At 56.5% G+C, this 19113-nt stretch carries 17 protein-coding genes; 1 reads left to right on the forward strand and 16 read right to left on the reverse strand.

Annotated features, from left to right (window positions below; all coding sequences use genetic code 11):
* Positions 1-133: 133 nt before the first annotated feature.
* From B2344_RS00075 to B2344_RS00145, 15 genes are all read right to left on the reverse strand, one after another.
* Positions 134-1060 carry a biotin-dependent carboxyltransferase family protein gene (locus B2344_RS00075; protein ID WP_290484389.1) on the reverse strand — a complete coding sequence of 309 codons (927 nt, stop codon included), beginning with the start codon at positions 1058-1060 and terminating at the stop codon, positions 134-136.
* 1 nt (position 1061) lies between these two features.
* Entirely contained in the window at positions 1062-1688 is a 627-nt protein-coding gene (locus B2344_RS00080) for a 5-oxoprolinase subunit B family protein (RefSeq protein WP_206990462.1), read from the reverse strand.
* On the reverse strand, positions 1685-2449 hold the full coding sequence (pxpA, locus tag B2344_RS00085; protein WP_206990461.1) for a 5-oxoprolinase subunit PxpA: 765 nt from the start codon (positions 2447-2449) through the stop codon (positions 1685-1687). The genes B2344_RS00080 and pxpA overlap by 4 nt, the downstream gene beginning before the upstream one ends.
* Entirely contained in the window at positions 2446-3654 is a 1209-nt protein-coding gene (locus B2344_RS00090; RefSeq protein ID WP_290484390.1) for an Nramp family divalent metal transporter, read from the reverse strand. Before B2344_RS00090 ends, pxpA begins: the two co-directional genes overlap by 4 nt.
* A 38-nt stretch (positions 3655-3692) precedes the next feature.
* Positions 3693-5108, reverse strand: a complete 1416-nt coding sequence (gene lpdA / locus B2344_RS00095; protein WP_290484391.1) for a dihydrolipoyl dehydrogenase — start codon at positions 5106-5108, stop codon at positions 3693-3695.
* Positions 5105-5488: a hypothetical protein gene (locus B2344_RS00100; protein ID WP_290484392.1), complete on the reverse strand. Its 384-nt coding sequence runs from the start codon at positions 5486-5488 to the stop codon at positions 5105-5107. The genes lpdA and B2344_RS00100 overlap by 4 nt, the downstream gene beginning before the upstream one ends.
* Positions 5488-6816, reverse strand: coding sequence for a pyruvate dehydrogenase complex dihydrolipoamide acetyltransferase (locus B2344_RS00105; RefSeq protein WP_290483478.1), 1329 nt, complete (start codon positions 6814-6816; stop codon positions 5488-5490). The genes B2344_RS00100 and B2344_RS00105 overlap by 1 nt, the downstream gene beginning before the upstream one ends.
* Position 6817: 1 nt before the next feature.
* Positions 6818-7141, reverse strand: a complete 324-nt coding sequence (locus B2344_RS00110; RefSeq protein WP_206990456.1) for a DUF5076 domain-containing protein — start codon at positions 7139-7141, stop codon at positions 6818-6820.
* Positions 7131-8519 carry a pyruvate dehydrogenase complex E1 component subunit beta gene (locus B2344_RS00115; RefSeq protein WP_290483477.1) on the reverse strand — a complete coding sequence of 463 codons (1389 nt, stop codon included), beginning with the start codon at positions 8517-8519 and terminating at the stop codon, positions 7131-7133. The genes B2344_RS00110 and B2344_RS00115 overlap by 11 nt, the downstream gene beginning before the upstream one ends.
* A 55-nt stretch (positions 8520-8574) precedes the next feature.
* Positions 8575-9588, reverse strand: a complete 1014-nt coding sequence (gene pdhA, locus B2344_RS00120; protein ID WP_034812406.1) for a pyruvate dehydrogenase (acetyl-transferring) E1 component subunit alpha — start codon at positions 9586-9588, stop codon at positions 8575-8577.
* A gap of 69 nt (positions 9589-9657) precedes the next feature.
* Positions 9658-9957 (reverse strand): FtsB family cell division protein, encoded by a 300-nt coding sequence (locus tag B2344_RS00125; protein ID WP_290483476.1) that lies wholly within the window; start codon positions 9955-9957, stop codon positions 9658-9660.
* A gap of 69 nt (positions 9958-10026) precedes the next feature.
* A complete protein-coding gene (gene eno / locus B2344_RS00130; RefSeq protein ID WP_290478822.1) occupies positions 10027-11307 on the reverse strand; it encodes a phosphopyruvate hydratase in 1281 nt (426 codons plus the stop codon).
* Between the two features lie 106 nt (positions 11308-11413).
* The gene (gene rpmF / locus B2344_RS00135) at positions 11414-11599 is read right to left on the reverse strand and encodes a 50S ribosomal protein L32 (protein ID WP_034812412.1); all 186 of its coding nucleotides are present in this window, start codon (positions 11597-11599) and stop codon (positions 11414-11416) included.
* A gap of 128 nt (positions 11600-11727) precedes the next feature.
* Positions 11728-12951, reverse strand: a complete 1224-nt coding sequence (locus B2344_RS00140) for a dipeptidase (protein ID WP_290483475.1) — start codon at positions 12949-12951, stop codon at positions 11728-11730.
* 230 nt (positions 12952-13181) lie between these two features.
* Positions 13182-14276: a CaiB/BaiF CoA transferase family protein gene (locus B2344_RS00145; protein WP_290484393.1), complete on the reverse strand. Its 1095-nt coding sequence runs from the start codon at positions 14274-14276 to the stop codon at positions 13182-13184.
* A 116-nt stretch (positions 14277-14392) separates the two neighbouring features.
* Here B2344_RS00145 and B2344_RS00150 point away from each other — a divergent pair, with 116 nt between their 5' ends.
* Positions 14393-15652 (forward strand): hypothetical protein, encoded by a 1260-nt coding sequence (locus tag B2344_RS00150; RefSeq protein ID WP_290484394.1) that lies wholly within the window; start codon positions 14393-14395, stop codon positions 15650-15652.
* Here B2344_RS00150 and mfd read toward each other — a convergent pair.
* Positions 15649-19110, reverse strand: coding sequence for a transcription-repair coupling factor (gene mfd, locus B2344_RS00155; protein WP_290484395.1), 3462 nt, complete (start codon positions 19108-19110; stop codon positions 15649-15651). The genes B2344_RS00150 and mfd overlap by 4 nt on opposite strands.
* Positions 19111-19113: the final 3 nt, after the last annotated feature.

Here is a 19113-nt window from a genome sequence, read left to right on the forward strand (position 1 = left end):
TCAACGTTCATTGGCGCGATGCTCAGAGACGGCGCACATCATGTACTGATCGCCTTCCATGAACGGCTCCCGGAAATTGCACAACACCCTCTATCAAGGTTTTGTTTACACTTCGAACGTGCGGCCAGCTCGGCTACACTCGGAACCCACCGATCCAGGATGCAATCAATTTCTGCTTCTTTATCAGATCGTCGGCCGCTTGCTCCCGCGTCCTGTGCAGGAACAAGATAGAATCGCCGGGCCGGATCTGACCCAGTAGGTGTCGGTCAGACCGGTTAACCTGCAGAATGTGCGGATAACCTCCTGTGGTCTGACAGTCTGGTAATAGTAGGAACCCCCTTCCCTGCGGCGGCAACTGCAATGCGCCAGGGAAAATTCCGGCGCTCGGCAGGTTTTCGATGGAATCTATTTTGGGAAACGCGCCATCCAGCTCGATACCAATTCTGCTAGCTCGGCGTGTTGCCTTGTATTGCTCCGTCCAAAGATGAGTGCAGTCGTCTGTATAGTCAGGCCCTTCGCTCGCCCGCAGAGCAAAACTGTTGCCGAGTGGAAACAGCAGCGTTTCAGGTGTCGTTTCCCGGCGGGGTTTTGTGCGGGGGCTCGTTTCAACCACATCCCCAGACCGGAGCGCCCGGCCATCAAAACCACCCAAGCCTGCAGGAATATAGGTGGACTCGCTCTCCAGGAACTCATCACCCACAACTCCACCAGAGATCGCCAGATAGGTTCGCAGCCCATGGTCCGGACGGCCGACTTCCAGAAAATCGCCCTGCTTGACGAAGAGTGTCTCGTGAAATGAAACCACACGACCATTCAAGCTGGTCGGAGCCACCGCTCCGGTAAGCGCGATTGCTGCGGATGCCTGAAACTCTACCGAGAAGGGTCCATAGGTGATCTCGATTCCGGTCGTGCTCGCGTGATTCCCAACCAGATGGTTTGCGATCGCATGGGAAACGGGGTCAGCAGGCCCGGATGACGGAATACCAGAATAGCGATATCCCGCTCTCTGGTTGCCCTGCAGGGTCGCCTGTGGCCCGGCATTCATGATGCGAAGCGTCACGTCAGACCCACTCTATTTGAACTTCGGCACCCGGCGAGAGGACAAAAGGATCTCGCGCCGTTTTGTCGAAGAGCATCGCATCGGTCCGGCCAATAATTGGCCAGCCCCCTGGCCCGTCCAGAGCATAAATGCCGAGATAGCCTTTGATAAAGCCAATAGAACCGGCTTTGACCCGCTGACGGGGGTGATCCAGCCTACCCCCCAACAGATTTGGATCGACACCCGACAGATACGCAAAACCGGGCGCGAATCCGAGCATGTCGACACTTAAATTCGAGCGAACCAAGATATTTAGAAACTCATTGCTAGAGCAGTTGTTCGCCGCCGCACAGTCCGCAAGGTCGGGCGCATTGGCCTCATCAGACCGTACCAGCAACTTTAAATTCGGCGCGTCGACAACTGCCGCGTTAATGTCAGCCATTACCGCTTGTTTCAACATGGCCAGCGCCTTGGCTGGGCCTAGGGCGGAAGGGTCAAATTGAACCGTTACACTTTCCCGACCGATCACAACCTCATCCCAAATGCGGCTGCCACGCAGGGCGCGTGCAATAGCCTGACGGTCTTCCGTCGCCCGCATGACAAGCCTCAGCGCATCGTCACCGCATGGCACGATAACCGGTGCCTTCACGGCGCGGCCTGTGCCTTGATTTCGATACCCCGTGAGTGAAGCGCTTCTCTGAGTGCGAGTGCGGATTGGACTGCTCCTGCAGTATCTCCGTGAAGACAGATTGTGTCCACTTGGAGAGAAATCACTTGGTTGTCCGCGGCTATGACCGTGCTGTCCTCGATTATGCTTATTACCTGCGCTGCTTGAGCATCCGCCTCGTGGATCACTGCACCTGACTCACCTCGCGCGAGTAGCGAGCCATCGCGGGCGTATGTGCGGTCCGCAAAGCCTTCGGCCAGAAAATCAGTGCCCGTAGCGTGGGCAATCTTGGCCAGCATGGAATCAGGCGGCCCAATTACGGCCCGTATGCGTGCTTCACGTGTGAGGCGCACGATGAATTCTGCAAGCGTGGGATCCCGCGAAGCGTCATTGTACAATGCGCCATGGGGTTTGAGATGGTCGATCGCTATGCCTTGACCTCTCGCAAAACTGCCAAGCGCTCTCACCTGCTGACGGAGCGATGATTCCAGTACATCTTGCGGCATCTTCATGCTTTTGCGCCCGAAGTTTTGCCTGTCCGGATAAGATGGATGCGCACCGACGACCACGTGGCGCGCCTTGGCAGCTTTCAGCGTCGCTCGCATACTATCATCGTCACCAGCGTGGCCGCCGCAGGCGATACTGCACCGGCTGACCACATCAAGGATTGCACGATCCATTGCGCGACCAGTTTCGCCCGGCAATTCCCCGATATCAGAGTTCAGACAAATTGTGCGGCTCATGACCACACATTTAGGGCTCTCAGGATAAGGCGCAAGCCAAGGCCAAAGGTAATTACGACGACTGCCATGCCCAGTAAGTTGGTCAGCCATGAATTGACGTGGTCACCCAACAATCTGCGTCGGTTCATTGCGATAAGCAGGAACACTGCGATAATTGGCAATATCAGCCCATTCGCAATCTGCGCGAAAAGTATGATGCTTATGGGGCGGACGCCTAGCAAAGCGACAGCGGTCCCAACGATTAGAACGGTGAGCGCAATGCCGCGAAACACGCGACCATTACGTGGGAAGCCGCCGAACTCGGACAAGGCATAGGATGTCGCTAACGGCGCGGTAATTGATGACGAAAGTCCGGCGCCGAATAGGCCGACGCCAACCAGATATTTTGCAAACGGCCCGTAGGCTGGCTCGATTGAAGATGCCATATCAGCGGCAGAACTGACAGCTATGCCTGATCCGAACAGGCTAGCCGCTGCGGTCGACAAAACCAGAATGGAGACGATCCCGCCCAAACCGATTGATATAGCCGTGTCCGTTCGCGCCGCTCGCAACGCCGTCGCAGACCTGTCTGGCCACTTGTCACGAACCGTCGAGGCGTGGAGAAACAGATTGTACGGAACGATGGTCGTGCCAATCAAAGCGATGGCTGCCAGCAATCCAGAATCGGGTACGGTCGGCCACAGACCTCCAAACCATGCGGACATATCAGGTCGCGTGATGAGGACACTGCCTGCAAAGGCGACGCTCATGAGCAGAACCAGGCTAATCAGCAGTTTTTCGATATGCCGGTAGTGTCCAAACAGAAGAAATCCGCCAGAAACTGTGCTTAGAACCAATACAATCAGTTTGTGTGAAATGCCGAAGGATCCCACCAGAGCCTCAAGCCCCAACGCTCCACCAGCAAGATTTCCTGCCTCGTAAGCTGAATTACCGACAGCGAGTGCCGAAACGCCAAGAACTATTATGGACCATCTGATGATCGGCCCATTTTCGGGGGCGGTCATGGCGGCTGCCAATCCCTTGCCGGAAACGATGCCAAGTCGGGCCGCCATCTCTTGCAAGATGATTGTGGCAAAGGTGGCGAAGACCAACGCCCAGATGAGGGCATAGCCGAAATTTGCGCCGGCGAGCGTGCAAGCAGTGACCGTGCCAGGTCCAATGAAGCCCGCGGCGACAAGAGCACCCGGACCGATTTTGAGTTTCATGGAACGCCCCCGCGACCGTCGCACGGTGCGACTGGTCCCTAGATATGTATCACACGGCCTTCGGCATCCAGAACGGATTCATGCATGCTCTCCGAAATGGTCGGATGCGGGAAGATTGTGTGAGCGAGATCCTGCTCGGTCAACTCACCCTGGCGCGCGATAACATAGCCCTGGATCAGTTCGGTGACTTCTGCGCCGATCATGTGCGCGCCGAGCAATTCCCCGGTCTTCTTGTCGAAGATGGTTTTTACGAGGCCTTCAGAGGCGCCCATTGCTATGGCCTTGCCATTGCCGATGAAGGGGAAGCGGCCAACCTTGATATCGTAGCCTTTTTCCTTTGCGGCTTTTTCAGTCAGACCGACGCTGGCGACCTGCGGGTGCGCGTAAGTGCAGCCTGGAACGTTCCAGGGATCAAAGGGTTCGGCATGATTGGCCCCGGCGATACCTTCCACACAAACCACACCTTCATGAGAGGCCTTGTGGGCCAACCATGGCGGGCCCGTCAGATCGCCGATTGCGTATAGACCTTTGACCCCGGTACGGCCAAAATTGTCCACGGTCACATGGGTCTTCTCGACCTTTACGCCCAGATCTCCGAGGCCAAGATCTTCAACATTGCCGACAATCCCAACTGCGAGAATCGCCCGGTCGAATTCCTTGTTTTCCTTCTTGCCGGACTTGTCTGTAATTTCTGCTGTAACGGTGGACTTGCCCGCTTTCAGATTTTCGACTTTCGCGCCTGTAACAATGTTCAGGCCTTGCTTCTTGAAGTCCTTTTCCGCGAGTTTCGAAATTTCCTCGTCTTCCACCGGCAGAATGCGATCCATCACTTCAGCGACTGTCACCTCTGCACCCAGTTCATGATAGAAACTAGCGAATTCAATGCCGATCGCACCTGATCCTATGACCAACAGCCGCTTTGGCATGACATCCGGCGTCATGGCTTCACGATAAGTCCAGATCAGTTTCTTGTCTGCAACCAGACCGGCTTGCGGGATGTCCCGCGCCCGCGCGCCCGTCGCCAACATGACGTGCTTGGCTTGGAAGGACGTTTCCTTGCCATCTTTGCCTTTGACGATGACTTTTGGTGCCTGCGTACCTTTTTCGAGACGGGCGGTGCCTTCGATAACGTCGATCTTGTTTTTCTTCATCAGGAATTTGACTCCGGTCGATAGCTGGTTCGCCACGCCGCGTGAACGCTTCACGACAGCATCGAGGTCAAAATCGGCCTTGTCGATTTTCAGACCGAATTCCTTTGCGTTCTTGGCCAGGTGCAGGACTTCCGCCGACCGCAGCAGCGCTTTGGTCGGGATACAGCCCCAGTTCAGACAAATCCCACCGAGGCTTTCACGTTCGACGATGGCCGTCTTCATGCCCAGCTGCGACGCGCGAATGGCCGAAACATACCCGCCGGGCCCGGATCCGATCACGATGAGGTCGTACTGCGTACTCATTGGGTAATTCCTCTCATTTCATCCCATGCCAGAAGCGCCTGGGAGACGCGCAAATCCGCGCTCTCGAACATTTCAGGCGTGCAAATGTATTCCGGTTCTTCCACAGAAATCTTGTTCATCAGAACAACGCTGTCAGCGGCAACATCTTCGCGAAGCTCCCGAGCTAGTCCTTCGTAGCGCAGGTCTTCCATGTACTCCGAAAGCTGGTCTGTAGCCTCCCTGTCGCACAAAAGGCTGATGCCTTTCTGGATCGCAAGCTCGCCAGCGATCATGCGAATATCCGCCTCATTCATGCCCGACGAATTGTCCGTGGAAACGCTTTCCTCGGAGCATCCGGCGAGGAGGGTCAGGCTGACAAGCATCATCCCGAGCCGCGTCATCAGAGCAGCATGGCTTCGGGGGTTTCAACATACCGTTTGAAAGCCTGAAGCCATTTGGCTCCCTCCGCCCCACCAACCACGCGGTGGTCACAGGTGAGCGTTACCGTCATGACGGTACGGGCAACAATATTTCCCTTGGCGTCGACGATAGCGCGCTTTTCACCCGCGCCGACTGACAGGATCATGCCTTCAGGTGGATTGATAATTGAGGCAAAGCTCTTGATTCCGAACATGCCGAGATTGGAAATACTAAATGTGCCGCCGCTATATTCCTGCGGCTTCAGCTTCCGCTCCCGCGCCCGGGTCGCAAGATCCTTCATCTCTTCCGATATCTCTGCCAGGCCTTTGGTCTCCGCGCTGAACACAACTGGCGTGATCAGGCCTCCTTCAATCGCGACAGCAACCGAAACATTGGCATGCTTGTGATAGGCGATACCTTTGTCGGTATAGGATGCATTGCAATCCGGCTCGTCCATCAGAGCCATGGCGGCAGCCTTGATGAGCATATCATTGACCGAAACCTTCACGCCTTCGCGTGCCGCAGCATTGATCGCAGCACGGCTCGCAAGCAGATGATCGAGCTCAAGATCGATATTCAGCGGGAAATGCGGAACCTGCATGAAGCTGGTCGTCAGACGCTTGGCGACAGTCTTGCGCATGCCGTCCAGTGGCACGAGTTCATAACTGTCAGGCGCATAGACCCGATCGTCCAGGACCTGCGGCAGGATTAGGCCATCCGGTTGGGTTGCAGCCCCCGCGCTCGCGCCAGACGGTGCGGCTTTGGCGTTCTCGACGTCGCGCTTGATGATCCGGCCGCGCGGACCAGTCCCCGTCAGTCCCGAAAGGTCTAGACCTTTCATCTCCGCAATCCGGCGTGCCAAGGGGCTGGCCTTGATGCGGCCATCTGATGAGGTTGCGGATGGCAGGGGTGACTTGGAAGGCGTAGCTGCGCTGTCCGCTTTCTTTGCCGGGGCAGTAGTCTCTACCATGGCGGCCGGTTTCGGTTCTTCCGGTTTAGGCGCGGCTTCTGCCTTGTCTTTCGGTGCATTTGACTTGGCGGGCGCTTTGACTGAGGAGGCGTCTTCACCTTCCTCGGCAAGGATGGCGATCACTTCATTGACCTTTACGCCTTCCGCACCGGCCTCAATGAGGATCTTGGCGACAACACCTTCATCCACTGCCTCGACTTCCATCGTAGCTTTGTCGGTCTCAATCTCGGCAATGATGTCACCGGAGGAAACGGTGTCACCTTCCTTTACCAACCATTTTGCAAGCGTACCCTCTTCCATTGTCGGAGACAGGGCGGGCATGGTGATATTGATAGCCATATCAGTCCCCCATCTTTTGGACATCGCCCGGTGATTTCGGGCCGAACTGGATGCGATTCAGGAAGCCGGTCACGATCTCCTTGATGATCTCTTCCTTTTCAGGGCCGTCTGGATGATGATCCTTGAAAGCGTCGGTGACATGCTTGGCGATGTCGCCCAGGATGAAGCCCCACATGGTTGGCTCCGTCGCCGGATCAGCTGCTTCGCCGACACGCAGGCTTACATGGTCTGTATTGTCTGCGATCCAGAACCGGATCATTTCCTGAGCGATGTCAGCGCCCTCAACAGATGGCGGCGATTTGAGTTCTCGTTTCTCAGTCGACATAGCAAACTCTCCGCGCAGCTTCGACAATATCATCGGCATTCGGAAGGCTCATCGCCTCCAGATTGGCCGCATAAGGCAGGGGCACATCCTTTTGATGGACACGGGCAGGTGGTGCGTCGAGATAATCAAACGCTTCGGCCGTCACTGTGGCCGCAATCTCCGCCCCGACGCCGAAGAAACGCCAGCCTTCTTCACAACAGACAATGCGATTGGTTTTCTTCACGCTTTCGATCACTGTTTCTGTGTCGAGCGGACGGATTGTACGCAGGTCTATGACTTCTGCGTCAATGCCTTGCTCTGCAAGCGTCTCGGCGGCCTGCAGCGCAAATCCAACCATTCGGGAATGCGCGACGAGCGTTACGTCTGAGCCGGATCGCTTAATGGCCGCCTTGCCGATAGGCAGGACATGATCGTCGAGATCAGGAACCGGGAAACTGTTTCCGTACAGTAGCTCATGTTCAAGGAATACGACCGGGTTCGGATCGCGGATAGCCGCCTTGAGCAGGCCTTTCGCGTCGGCGGCGTCATATGGCGCAACCACTTTCAGCCCAGGGATCTGGCCATACCATGCCGAATAGTCCTGACTGTGCTGTGCGCCCACGCGCGATGCGGCGCCGTTGGGGCCACGGAATACGATGGGACAGCCCATCTGGCCACCTGACATGTATAGGGTCTTGGCCGCCGAGTTGATGATCTGGTCGATGGCCTGCATGGCGAAATTGAAGGTCATGAATTCGACGATGGGTTTGAGTCCTGCAAAGGCGGCCCCTACCCCAAGCCCGGCAAACCCATGTTCCGTGATCGGTGTATCCACCACACGGCGTGCGCCGAATTCCTGAAGCAGTTCCCGTGTGACCTTATAGGCACCTTGATACTCGGCCACCTCTTCACCCATTACGAAAACGGATTCGTCACGGCGCATCTCTTCAGCCATGGCGTCGCGCAATGCGTCCCGCACCGTCGTGTCGGTAAAGGAAGTGCCTTCGGGGATGCTCGGGTCTGACAAAACGGCAGCCTTCGGAGCCTCGACTTCGTCGCCCGTCTCCTCTGTTTTCATACCCTCACCAGAGTCGGCCGGCTCTTCGGTGGCCTGGCCGCCAGCATCGCCTTTGGCTTCCACCTTGGCGGCATCTTCGCCTTCCTCTGCGAGCACGGCAATGACGGCATTGACCTTTACGCCTTCGGTGCCTTCGGGAATGAGGATCTTGGCCAAAACGCCCTCGTCCACCGCTTCGACTTCCATTGTGGCTTTGTCAGTTTCGATTTCGGCAATGATGTCGCCGGAGGAGACAGTGTCCCCCTCCTGCTTCAACCATTTCGACAATGTGCCCTCTTCCATGGTCGGAGACAGGGCGGGCATGAGAATATCTACGGACATTAATGTGCTCCGGAAAACAGGATGGCGGACAGTCGAGGTGCTTTCTTTCCTGGCATCAGGCGACCTCGACGTCTTTCAGGACGTCAGTCCAGAGTTCGGATGGATCGGGCTCCGGGCTCTCAAGAGAATAGTCGGCGGCTTCCTTGACGATGCCCTTGATCTCTTTGTCGATGTTCTTGAGTTCGTCTTCGCTTGCATGTCCCAGTTCAAGAAGCTGGCCCTTCAGGCCCTCGATTGGATCGTGGTGCGATCGGATGTCGTCGACTTCTTCCCGTTTCCGGTATTTGGCAGGGTCCGACATGGAGTGGCCGCGATACCGATAAGTCTTCATTTCCAGTATGTACGGACCTTTTCCGGAACGAGCATATTTGACGGCTTTTTCGCCTGCTTCGCGCACAGCCATGACATCCATGCCATCGACTTCCTCGCCTTCGATTTCGAATGAAATGCCGCGCTTGTAGAGTTCGGTTTCCGAGGCGTGCCGCGCCACACTTGTGCCCATCGCGTACATGTTATTCTCGATGACATAGACGACTGGCAGATCCCAGAGCGACGCCATGTTGAATGCTTCGTAGACCTGCCCCTGATTGGCGGCGCCGTCCCCGAAATATGCAAGGGCAACGTTGTCCGTTCCGCGATATTTGTTGGCGAATCCAAGGCCGGTGCCAATCGGAACCTGAGCTCCAACGATCCCATGGCCTCCATAGAAATTCTTTTCCTTGGAAAACATGTGCATCGATCCGCCCTTCCCTTTGGAAAGCCCGCCGATGCGACCTGTGAGTTCCGCCATCACACCACGTGGGTCCATGTCGCATGCCAACATGTGACCATGATCGCGATACCCTGTGATGATCTGGTCGCCATCCTTCAAACAGGCTTGCATGCCCGTCACGACCGCTTCCTGGCCAATGTAAAGGTGACAGAAACCAGCAATCTTGCCCATGCCGTAAAGCTGTCCGGCTTTTTCCTCAAACCGGCGTATCAGGAGCATGGCCCGATAATATTTCAGCATCTCCGCCTTGCTGGTCTTTGAAGGTGCCTTTTTGGTACTTCTTGCTTTAGTCGCCATAAGTTCGCTCCAACCCTTTTCCAGACTTATGTATGCGCGATTACGCAACGACAAGTCAGAACAACTATGTCAATTTGCAGAGCTTGGTTCCGAAGAGACGAGAACAATTTCATTCGGATAGACAAAAGCCAGCTTGTCCCGCGCCATGGCTTCCACGAAATCAGGATCCACCGATCCCGGAGTCAGGCGTCTGATATCGACCTGGAGACGATTCAAGTCGCTCTCGAGGTTGGCGAGTTCAGCCTTGCGATCCTCCAACTCCATCTGGGCATCGGACCAACGCCCAAGCCCCTTCTCCCCCGCAAACGCGTGGTAGGCGAAATAAAGCACAAGAAGAGACAGGCCGGCGGCCTCGAGTCGCGATTTCATAACCTCACCTAATCCGGTTATGGTTAAGAGAGCGTGATCGCCGCCGGCCCGATTGACGGGCCCAGACCGCTAGGCAGCGTTGATGCGCGAGCGGCCGGCAAAGATACCAACAGGTCCCAGCTCTTCTTCTATGCGAATCAGCTGGTTGTATTTGGCAATACGGTCGGAACGAGAAAGAGACCCCGTCTTGATCTGTCCGCAATTGGTCGCAACGGCGAGGTCTGCGATCGTTGCGTCCTCTGTCTCGCCAGAACGGTGGGACATGACCGCCGTATAGCCATGAAGATGCGCCAATTCGACCGCGTCGAGCGTTTCGGACAATGTGCCGATCTGATTGACCTTCACCAGAATGGAGTTCGCCGCGCCTTTTTGAAGGCCGATAGACAAACGATCCGGATTGGTTACGAACAGATCGTCGCCCACTAGCTGAACCCTGTCACCGATTGATTCGGTCAAGGCGACCCAGCCATCCCAATCATCTTCGGCCATACCATCTTCAATGGAGATGATGGGATAGCGGGCGCAAAGATCGGCCAGGTAGGCTGCGAATTCGTCGGAGCCGAGGGATTTCCCTTCCCCGGCAAGCTCATATTTGCCGTTCTTGTAGAACTCTGTAGAGGCCGCATCGAGCGCCAATGCCATGTCCTCTCCAGGTTTGTATCCCGCCTTCTCAATAGCCTTCATCACAAAACCGATGGCTTCGTCAGTAGATGCCAGATTGGGTGCAAACCCGCCTTCGTCGCCGACATTGGTATTGTGGCCTGCATCACTCAGGGTTTTCTTCAGCGCATGGAAGACTTCGGCACCCATGCGCACGGATTCAGAGAGGCTCTCTGCGCTGACTGGCATGACCATGAATTCCTGGATGTCGATCGGATTGTCAGCATGCGCGCCGCCATTGATGATGTTCATCATCGGCGTCGGCAGAACGCGGGCATTGGGTCCACCCACATATCGGTAGAGGGGCATAGCCGAGCTCTCGGCAGCAGCTTTTGCAAGTGCCATGGAGACGCCCAGAATCGCATTCGCGCCGAGGCGGGACTTGTTTTCCGTTCCATCCAGATCGATCATCAACATGTCGATCATGCGCTGTTCGGTTGCGTCCAGACCAGCCAGTTCGTTGAAGATTTCACCATTCACGGCGTCAACGGCCTTCAGCACGCCCTTGCCGAGATAACGCGCCTTGTCCCCATCACGCTGTTCATGGGCCTCATACGCACCCGTAGAAGCGCCAGAAGGGACTGCCGCGCGGCCGAGAGAGCCATCTTCCAGCGTCACATCAACTTCGACGGTTGGGTTGCCTCGGCTATCCAGGATTTCCCGGGCATGGATGTCGATGATCTCGCTCATGAGTGGCTGTACCTTTGCGCCTAGAAATAAAAAAAGCGCCCCCTGCTCTGGCAGGAAGCGCTCGCACCCTTAAGGCTGCGCGCTCAAAAGCGCAACAGCGGGTCGTTTAGATATCGTCACGTGGCTCAAGAACCTGACGCCCGCGATACATGCCGGTTTTCAGGTCGATGTGGTGCGGACGGCGCAGTTCACCGGATTCCGCATCTTCGATATATGTGTTCATATCCAGCCGGTCGTGCGAGCGGCGCATGCCGCGGCGCGACTTCGAGATCTTGCTCTTTGGAACTGCCATAACAGGTATCCAGTGGTTTGGCGCGAAATGCGCGTGAATTGGAAAGAGGCCTCATACATAGAGGTCTGTCTCTTTGCAAGACTCCAACGTCACCGCTGGTCGAATTTCTTCAGTCCGGCCTGATGAGCCTATTGGGCCTTTGCTGCCTCGGCCTGGCGCATGATTCGAAGCAGGTTTCCGCCCCAGATATTCTCCAGGTCAGCTTCTGTATAGCCCTCTTCCAGCAGGCGTTCCGTCACCTTTGGCAAGAGAGAGACGTCCTCCATGCCGGCAACGCCGCCGCCGCCATCCCAATCTGCGCCCATACCGACATGTTCCGGTCCAACGATCTCAAGCGCATACAGCATTTGCTCCATGAACACTTCAAACGAGGAAAGCGGCATTGGATAGGCCGAATCGATTTCGCCACGGCGTTCCATGTACTGCTTGCGCTCTTCGTCGGTAAGGTCGAAAGGCGAACGTCCCTCATACGAGGCAGCCAGTTCTTCCAGCGCGGTCGTGCGTTCTGCAGGGGGCTCGAGATTCTCGATATATGATCCAAGGGCATTCATCTGGATAACGCCGCCGTTTTCCGCGACACGCCGCAACAGATCATCCGGAATGTTCCGGGGATGGTCGTACAGGGCTTTCACGCCGGAATGTGACAGCACGATCGGAGTCGTGGAGATTTCCATGATGTCTTCAACGGCCGAGTCGGCGGCATGCGAGCCATCCACCATCATGCCGAGCCGATTGGCCTCCCGGACCAATTCTTCTCCAAGCGGAGTTAGCCCACCGAGGTCCGTCGCTGACAAATCTGTGGCGCTGTCCGCAAATTGGTTGTCCCGAAAATGCACCGGCCCAACGAGTCGCACACCACGTTCATAGAAATCCTCAAGCACGGTCAGGTCAGTGCCGAGCGGGTAGCTGTTCTCGATCGACTGGAAGACGATCCGCTTGCCCTCCGCAACGATGCGCTCAGCATCATCAGCCGTGTAGGCCAGTTCGAATGCGTCCGGATGGGCCTCGACCATTGCGAGGATATCGTCTGATCGTGTGAACGCTGCCTGTTTCGCCGCCTCATACGACGCTTCATCCAAAGGCCCCTGCGGGGTGAATATCACCCAGAACCCGCCATCAAGCCCCCCTCGCTCCATTTTGGGCAGGTCGACTTGAACTTGTCCAATTCGCGAAGGGTTGTCAGCGAGAATATCGAAGTCCGGTTTTGAGAAATTTGCGGGCGTGTCCAGATGCGAATCCATCACAAGAACGCGTTCATGAATTTCGCGCGGTGTGGCCGGTTCTTCCGGTTGGATGTCCGCGCCACAGGCCCCCAGCAGCAGAGCGGGCAGAATATAGGGAAGATGTTTCATGACGCCTCGTTCTTCTTGATGCTTTTTTCGCAAGCGTAAGGACAATGCCACCTGGCGCAAGAAAAATGGTCGTCCCGCAGGACGACCAAGTTCAGCAAGAAGGACGTTGAGCAGACGTCCAGACAAATTGCCCAGGACCTGTGCCCAACAAGACATTCACTAGCAGGGTCAACCTGAACGGCTTGCAGTTCGTCCGGTTGCCTCCCATTCATCTATGAGGCGAACTCGGTCTATTGAATTCCCCAATCTTTGAGGATCTCACCAGAATGTTCCCCCAATCCAGCTGGCCGCCCCTGGATGGCCCCGGGCGTCGCGGAGAATCGCGGTGCGGGCGCAGGCTGAACCACTCCCTCGATCTCCACAAACGTCTGACGGTCCACATTGTGCTTATGGGATGGCGCTTCCGACATGGAGAGGACTGGCGCAAAACAGATGTCAGTGCCTTCCATTATCTCACACCACTCATCGCGCGTTTTGGTCTTGAACACCGCCATGATCTTTTGCTTCAGATCAGGCCACTTCGAGCGGTCCATTTGAGCTTGAAAGCCGGGATCGGTCAGACCCGCTTTTTCCAGTAGCAGAGCGTAAAATTGTGGCTCGATCGATCCGATCGATACCCATTTGCCATCGCTGCACTCATACGTGTCATAGAAATGCGCTCCGCCATCGAGAAGGTTTGCCTCTCTGTCATCAGTCCAGAGACCCATCGCTTTCATTCCGTAGAACATGGTCGCCAGTGAAGCCGCACCATCAGACATCGCCACATCAATAACTTGGCCTTCGCCGCCATTTTTCACATTCACGATGCCAGCCAGCAGGCCCATCGCCAAATAGAGCGCGCCGCCTCCATAGTCGCCAACAAGATTGAGCGGCGGACGCGGGCGACCGTCGCCATCGCCCATCGCATGAAGTGCACCTGTAATGGCGATATAGTTGAGGTCATGTCCCGCAGCATGCGACAGCGCGCCGGTCTGTCCCCATCCCGTCATGCGCCCGTAAACCAGCTTCGGATTGCGGGCGAGCGCGACATCAGGCCCGAGACCGTTGCGCTCCATGACGCCGGGTCGGAAACCCTCGATCAACCCATCAGCTTTCTCGATCAGCTTCAACGCAGTTTCGACATCAGCAGAATCTTTCAGGTTGAGTCCGATGGACCGGCGCCCCCGGCTCATCACATCAGCTGCGCGGCCAGGGCGACCATCACCCTTCCGATCAATCCGAATCACATCTGCGCCAAGATCAGACAACAGCATGCCGCAAAAGGGTCCAGGTCCAATACCTGCGAACTCTACAATCCGAACGCCATTCAACGGTCCTTGAGCCATGACATATCCTACCTTTTATTTTTGTCTCACCGGGTCAATTTAGCGGATCATTAAGCCGGCGCGGCTCAAAAGGAAGGGGTACCGCAACGTCGCCCGACACAATCCTTACGAGCCATATGAACCACCTCGCATACCTTGACCCACCGATAGAAGTATTGGCTGCAGGTGCGCGTCTGGAGATGATCCTGTCACGCCTCCGGTCGGGTCGCATGCGCCCGTTTCGGGCAGACTTACCGATCTCATATTCGTCATCGGAAGCATTGCTCCTGGATACACAAAGCCTCGATGAGAACACGTTGATCCAGTTTATCAAAGACATTGGCCAATCAATTCGGCCAATTCTGATTCTGGGTGACCCGGCTTTGGCTGGATATTTTGCCAATGCTGTCTTCATCCCGCGTGACCGCGATTTATCCGTCCTGAGAGGGAGGCTCGACGCCATCACACGGCGCAGCGCCCGCATGTCGGAATTGCGCTTGCGCCGGGAAACGGCTGCTACTTTCGGAGTGACATTGCCCGAGCCCTCCGCTGAGACGGTGCCGGACCTCCTCTATCTCGGGGATGGGTCTTCACGCTTTCTTGCATTGCAGGCTGCGCTCGGCGAACGCGGAATTACCGTCACGGCTGCCTTCAGTGCCCATACTGCGGCAGACTATGTCAGGCAAAGAGCCTTTGCAGCCATCTTGCTCGATATCCCGTCGGAACCTCGAAGCCTGCATAAGCTCGCCAACTGGGTGACGGCTTCCATTGAGCATTTTGAACATACGCCTCTGCTCGGATTACTCAGTGAAGGCACAGAACCCTCGCATAGTTTGGAAACTATCATTCGATACATGTCTCACGTGTTCGAACCCTGCACGCCCGCCCATGATCTGGCGGCTCATGTCGACGCCTACGGTCGACGTGCCGCAGTGCAATCGCTTAAAGTCAAAGACAACATGTCCATGTCAGCAATTTGCCATTCAGAAACCGGTCTCTTTTCCCAGACCTTTTTTGAGGCGCATCTTCAGAACCAGATCGAGCTTTCAGCAGACCGAGGGGATCCGCTGTCTCTTCTGGTCATTTGCGATCCGCAACATGATCGCCTTGCACATCGCCAGAAAAAACTCGTCGCCAATGTAGTCCTGTCAAACATGCGAGAAACAGACCTACCTGTGACCATCGACCCGGACACGTTTGCCATCAGCTTGTCCGCGACAGGCTACAAAGGTGCTGTCCAAATCTGCGAACGCTTGTTTCGAGAGTTGGAAGCGGTGGCACCAGACCTTGCAGCACGTCTTGGCTGGCGCATTACCGAAAAGCGCGCTTATCATGACGCTCGCAGACTGTTGTCTGAAGCTCGGTCAGGTGTCTACCAAAAAGCCAGAACCGCCTAGGCCGGAACCAGGCCAGCCGCAGCCTCGAGCTCTTTCAGAAAGCTACGAATTCCCGACAAACGCTGTTCGGGTGTGCCGCCAAGTCCTGAGTGAACCAATTTGGAGTCCGGTCTGATCCGCAACTGGGACGGCCGACTGCGTACAACGTCCAGCAAACGCGCAGGATCGAGTGCCGTATCTTCGCGGAAGGCAAAGACCGCGCCCTTCTGCCCGGCATCCAGTTTGGAAATACCCAGAACTTTGCACTGTACCTTTATTGCGGTGACTTCGAGCAACTGCCTCGTTTCATCTGGCAACGGACCAAACCGGTCAATCAGTTCAGCGGCGAAGGATTCGCGCTCCGCAGCCGTCGAAATCTCAGACAGGCGTCGATACAGGGAAAGCCGAATGTTCAGATCTTCTACATAGCTTTCCGGAATCAGCACGGCCGCTCCGGTATTGATCTGCGGCGACCAGTCATCCGCAAAGTCTTCGTCATCTCTGGCTCCGGCCTTAAGCGCATTGACGGCATCTTCCAGCATGGACTGGTAGAGTTCCACGCCAACTTCCTTCACATGACCAGATTGCTGGTCGCCAAGAAGGTTTCCAGATCCGCGCATGTCCAGGTCATGGCTGGCTAGCTGGAAGCCCGCGCCCAGAGAGTCCAGCGACTGCAGGATTTTCAAACGGCGGTCAGCCGTCTCGGTGATCACCTTGTCGCGCGGCGTCGTGAAATAGGCATAGGCGCGCAGCTTCGATCGGCCGACCCGGCCGCGCAACTGATACAGTTGAGCAAGACCGAACATGTCGGCCCGGTGTATGATCAATGTGTTGGCACGTGGTATGTCCAGTCCGCTTTCAACAATCGTCGTCGACAGCAGCACGTCATACTTGCCCTCATAGAAGGCTGTCATGATGTCTTCGAGTTCGCCTGCCGCCATCTGGCCGTGGGCAACGATATAGGAAACCTCAGGCACATTGTCGTGAAGGAAGCGTTCCAGCTTGTCCAGGTCCTGAATGCGCGGCGCCACGAAGAAGGCCTGTCCGCCACGATACTTCTCGCGAAGCAAGGCCTCCCTCAGAGTAACCGTGTCTTCTTCAGTGATGTAAGTCCGCACTGACAGGCGGTCGACCGGCGGCGTAGCGATGATCGACAGATCGCGAATTCCTGTAAGTGCCATTTGCAACGTACGCGGAATAGGCGTGGCCGACAGCGTTAGGACGTGAACGTCGGCTTTCAACTCTTTGAGTCGTTCTTTGTGCTTTACACCGAAGCGCTGCTCTTCATCCACTACCAACAGACCGAGGCGCTTGAACTCAATAGTCTTTGTGAGCACTGCGTGTGTGCCCACCACCACATCTACACTGCCATCAGCAATCCCATCGCGCGTTTCCGCAGCCTCTTTCGCACCGACAAGTCGTGACAATTGGCGAACCTTCAAAGGCCAACCTGCAAAGCGCTCAGCAAATGTCTTGTAGTGCTGACGCGCGAGCAGCGTAGTCGGCGCAATCACCGCGACCTGCTTACCGCTCATCGCTGCAACAAACGCACCGCGCAATGCGACTTCCGTCTTGCCGAAACCGACATCGCCACAAACCAGTCGATCCATAGGCTTGCCTGACGCGAGATCGCCAATGACATCTTCGATCGCATTCAACTGATCATCAGTCTCTTCATAGGGGAAGCGTGCTGCGAATTCTTCATACAGGCCCTGCCCGGCATTGACGGCATCTGCTCGTTTCAACTCGCGGGCGGCGGCGATATGCATTAGCTCAGCTGCCATCTCGAGAATGCGCTTCTTGGCTTTGGCCTTACGCGTTTGCCAGCCTGCCCCACCGAGACGGTCGAGTTGGTTTTCCGAATCTTCGGCTCCGTACCGGCTAATTAGGTCGATATTCTCTACCGGGAGGAATATTGTGTCACCGCCCGCATATTCCAGATGAAGGCAGTCATGCGGCGCGCCGGTAAGGTCCAGCGTCTTGAGGCCTACATAGCGCCCCACCCCGTGATCAATATGCACGATCAGGTCGCCAGGATTGAGTGCGGCGGCATCTGATATAAAGTTCGCTGTCTTCCGCTTGCGCCTAGGCCCGGCCAGCCTGTCGCCCAGAATGTCGGCTTCCGAGATCAAAGCCACGTCCGGCGTCTCGAACCCTGACTCCAGAGGGATTTCCACAACCGTGAAGTCAGTCTTCTTTGCCGCGTCGAGAGAATGCACCAATGCCAAGTCTGTCAGGCCGTGATCCGCCATGACATTGATCAGGCGATCTGCTGAACCAACCGACCATGCCGCAAACACAACCGGGCGACCGTCAGATTGGAGACGCTTGGCATGAGCAATCGCCGCTTCGAATACATTGATATCTGCGTGCAGGCGTTCCGGGGCGAAATCACGGCCAGCACGGCCTCCCAAGTCAAATGCTTCGGCGCTGGGTTCGGATGGATAGAAACGTGCGGTGGCTCGCGAAGCGAGCCCGGCCTCCAATTCCCTTGGAGTCAGGTAAAGCGAATCCGGCGGCAACACTTTCGCCTGTCGTACATCTCCTTCACCCGCCTCCAAACGGGCGGCATGATAGTCTTCAGCTTGCGACAGGCGTTCTGCGGACGCTTCACCGGCGAGATGGCCCATGCCTATAAGCGGGTCTGAGCCCACATAGTCGAATACTGTTTCCAGGTGGTCATGAAACAATGGCAGCCAGCCTTCCACGCCCTGCCGCCGGATGGATGCGCGCGCGGCTTCATAAGCCGGGTCGCCCGAAGGCGGTCCGAACGCGGCCAGGTACTTCTCGCGAAACCGCGCCAGCACATCATCGTCGAACAGGATTTCGCTGACCGGTGCAAAGGCGACGCTTTTCGCATCCCCTGTAGACCGCTGCGTTTCGGTGTCGAAGGTGCGGAGGGTTTCCAATGTGTCGCCGAAAAAGTCGAGACGATACGGTTCAGGAGAGGTCGGCGGGAAAATATCGATGATCCCGCCCCGAATCGCGAACTCCCCATGCTCGCGCACGGTGCTTGATCGCAAATAGCCATTTACGGCAAGATACTCGGTAAGTTCTTTCTGGTTCACGGACTGGCCGAGCGTGACCGCGAATGAAGACCGGCGTAGCACGCTAACAGGAGGCACCCGCTGAACCAGCGACGATGCGGTGGTGACCACCAGGATTGGACCCTGCTCCGGGTCATAGCGAGATAACCGCGCAAGTGCGGCGCATCGGCGAGCGGAGACTCCCGCTGTCGGGCTGACCCGATCATAGGGCAGCGTGTCCCAACTTGGCAGGTCGACCTGCTCCAGACGGGGCTCGGCAAACTGCGCCACCCGCCGCGCTGTGGCCGCTGTCTTGTCATCACGGGCGACATAAACTCCCGCCCCGCCGCGCTTCTGTAATGCGGCACAAAAGGCAATCAGGTCTGCACCAAACGGCGCACCAGAGATGGCGGCCGGACCGCTGAGGGATTTCAATAGCTCTACAGGAGTCATGGG

It is taken from the genome of Hyphomonas sp. UBA3195 (genome assembly GCF_002366485.1).
GTDB lineage: Bacteria > Pseudomonadota > Alphaproteobacteria > Caulobacterales > Hyphomonadaceae > Hyphomonas.

What these genes read in the sequence shown, in the direction of transcription:
- pxpA (WP_206990461.1), bottom strand. Translation starts at nt 2,449, where the DNA reads ATGAGCCGCACAATTTGTCTGAACTCTGATATCGGGGAATTGCCGGGC.
- B2344_RS00090 (WP_290484390.1), bottom strand. Translation starts at nt 3,654, where the DNA reads ATGAAACTCAAAATCGGTCCGGGTGCTCTTGTCGCCGCGGGCTTCATT.
- lpdA (WP_290484391.1), bottom strand. Translation starts at nt 5,108, where the DNA reads ATGAGTACGCAGTACGACCTCATCGTGATCGGATCCGGGCCCGGCGGG.
- B2344_RS00100 (WP_290484392.1), bottom strand. Translation starts at nt 5,488, where the DNA reads ATGACGCGGCTCGGGATGATGCTTGTCAGCCTGACCCTCCTCGCCGGA.
- B2344_RS00105 (WP_290483478.1), bottom strand. Translation starts at nt 6,816, where the DNA reads ATGGCTATCAATATCACCATGCCCGCCCTGTCTCCGACAATGGAAGAG.
- B2344_RS00110 (WP_206990456.1), bottom strand. Translation starts at nt 7,141, where the DNA reads ATGTCGACTGAGAAACGAGAACTCAAATCGCCGCCATCTGTTGAGGGC.
- B2344_RS00115 (WP_290483477.1), bottom strand. Translation starts at nt 8,519, where the DNA reads ATGTCCGTAGATATTCTCATGCCCGCCCTGTCTCCGACCATGGAAGAG.
- pdhA (WP_034812406.1), bottom strand. Translation starts at nt 9,588, where the DNA reads ATGGCGACTAAAGCAAGAAGTACCAAAAAGGCACCTTCAAAGACCAGC.
- B2344_RS00125 (WP_290483476.1), bottom strand. Translation starts at nt 9,957, where the DNA reads ATGAAATCGCGACTCGAGGCCGCCGGCCTGTCTCTTCTTGTGCTTTAT.
- eno (WP_290478822.1), bottom strand. Translation starts at nt 11,307, where the DNA reads ATGAGCGAGATCATCGACATCCATGCCCGGGAAATCCTGGATAGCCGA.
- rpmF (WP_034812412.1), bottom strand. Translation starts at nt 11,599, where the DNA reads ATGGCAGTTCCAAAGAGCAAGATCTCGAAGTCGCGCCGCGGCATGCGC.
- B2344_RS00140 (WP_290483475.1), bottom strand. Translation starts at nt 12,951, where the DNA reads ATGAAACATCTTCCCTATATTCTGCCCGCTCTGCTGCTGGGGGCCTGT.
- B2344_RS00145 (WP_290484393.1), bottom strand. Translation starts at nt 14,276, where the DNA reads ATGGCTCAAGGACCGTTGAATGGCGTTCGGATTGTAGAGTTCGCAGGT.
- B2344_RS00150 (WP_290484394.1), top strand. Translation starts at nt 14,393, where the DNA reads ATGAACCACCTCGCATACCTTGACCCACCGATAGAAGTATTGGCTGCA.
- mfd (WP_290484395.1), bottom strand. Translation starts at nt 19,110, where the DNA reads ATGACTCCTGTAGAGCTATTGAAATCCCTCAGCGGTCCGGCCGCCATC.